The 1,207-nt window shown below is 70.5% G+C and carries 1 protein-coding gene; it reads right to left on the reverse strand.

All coding sequences use genetic code 11. From position 1 onward, the window contains the following. The coding region (locus tag ACZ3TI_RS41005) for a transposase (RefSeq protein WP_465735703.1) at positions 1-1,017 on the reverse strand (1,017 nt) is incomplete at its 3' end. Positions 1,018-1,207: the final 190 nt, after the last annotated feature.

The following is a 1,207-nucleotide window of genomic DNA, read 5'->3' on the forward strand; positions in this document are numbered from 1 at the left end:
GGTGACACGGTGTCCACGCTGGGCCTGTTCCAGATGGGGCAGGGAGGTGTAGCCGCCGTCGACCAGATGCTCGTCGGGCAGCAGGCTCCGCCGCTCCAGCCGGCTGTGGATGCCGGGCAGGACCTCGGTGTCGGCGCTGGTCGCCGGCATAGTGGCCACGTCAGTGATCACATTGGGTCCGTCGTCGGAGCAGGTCTCGGTCACATGTGCGAGGAACCCCGTCCAGCGGGTGACCTGCCCGCGGCGTGCGTAGCGGGCCGTCGGGTCGTAGGGCGAGACGATCCGCTGGGCCGAGGGCGGCAGGCCGCCGGCGTCGTCATCGTCGCGCCAGCGCAGGCGCCCGACGGGGTCCCAGTAGTAGTTCTGCACCAGGATCTGCCGCAGGACCTGGACTTGGGGCCTGCCGAGCAGGGAGGGGTGGTTGCGGCCGAGGTGTTCGAGTAGGCGGCGGGCGTCGTCGCCGGTGGTGTTGATCCGGGTCTTGGGCCGGGTGGGGTTCTTGCCCAGGCGCACCGGTCGGCCGTAGCGGCGACCCCAGTCCTCGCCGACCAGGCCGTCCAGCGCGTGGTCGGCGGTGCGGGCGAGTTCTTCCAGGGCCGCGCGCACGGCCTCGGTGACCAGTTCGAGGCGGGTCAGGTCGCGGACGGTGGCCAGGACGTGGGTGGAGTCCGTGCGCTGGGTGGTGCGCTCTCGGACCAGGCCAGCCCCTTTCAGTCGTGCCAGGGCGAGGTCGAGGAGGCGGTCCGCCCGGCCGTCCTGGAGCAGGCGGTCGCGGAAGTCGGTCAGCACGCTGTGGTGGAAGCCGGGGTCGTCGAGTTCGAGGCCAAGCGCGTATTTGAAGTCGATGCGGCAGCGCACGGCCTCGGCGGCATCGCGGTCGGACAGGCCCAGCACGAACTGCAGCACGCTCACCGTGGCCAACTGGGCCGGCGACAGCCCAGGCCTGCCGTCGCGCGGGTACCAGTCGGCGAAGTCCTCGTCCCGCCACAGGCCGTCGAGACGGTCACGCACCCACATCGCCGTCGTACCAACGGGGTTACTGGCCCGCGCCATCCTCGCCGTCAAATCCGGGACCTCGGCACCCGGACGGGGACGGACCGACATCTCGCACTCCTCGGACATCTCGCGATCATCAGCACCCGCGAGACTGACGCACCACCATGATCACCCGCAGCCGAACACCAAGATCCCCGACAGAGTCAAGCTA

The organism is Kitasatospora sp. NPDC023120, assembly GCF_055560835.1.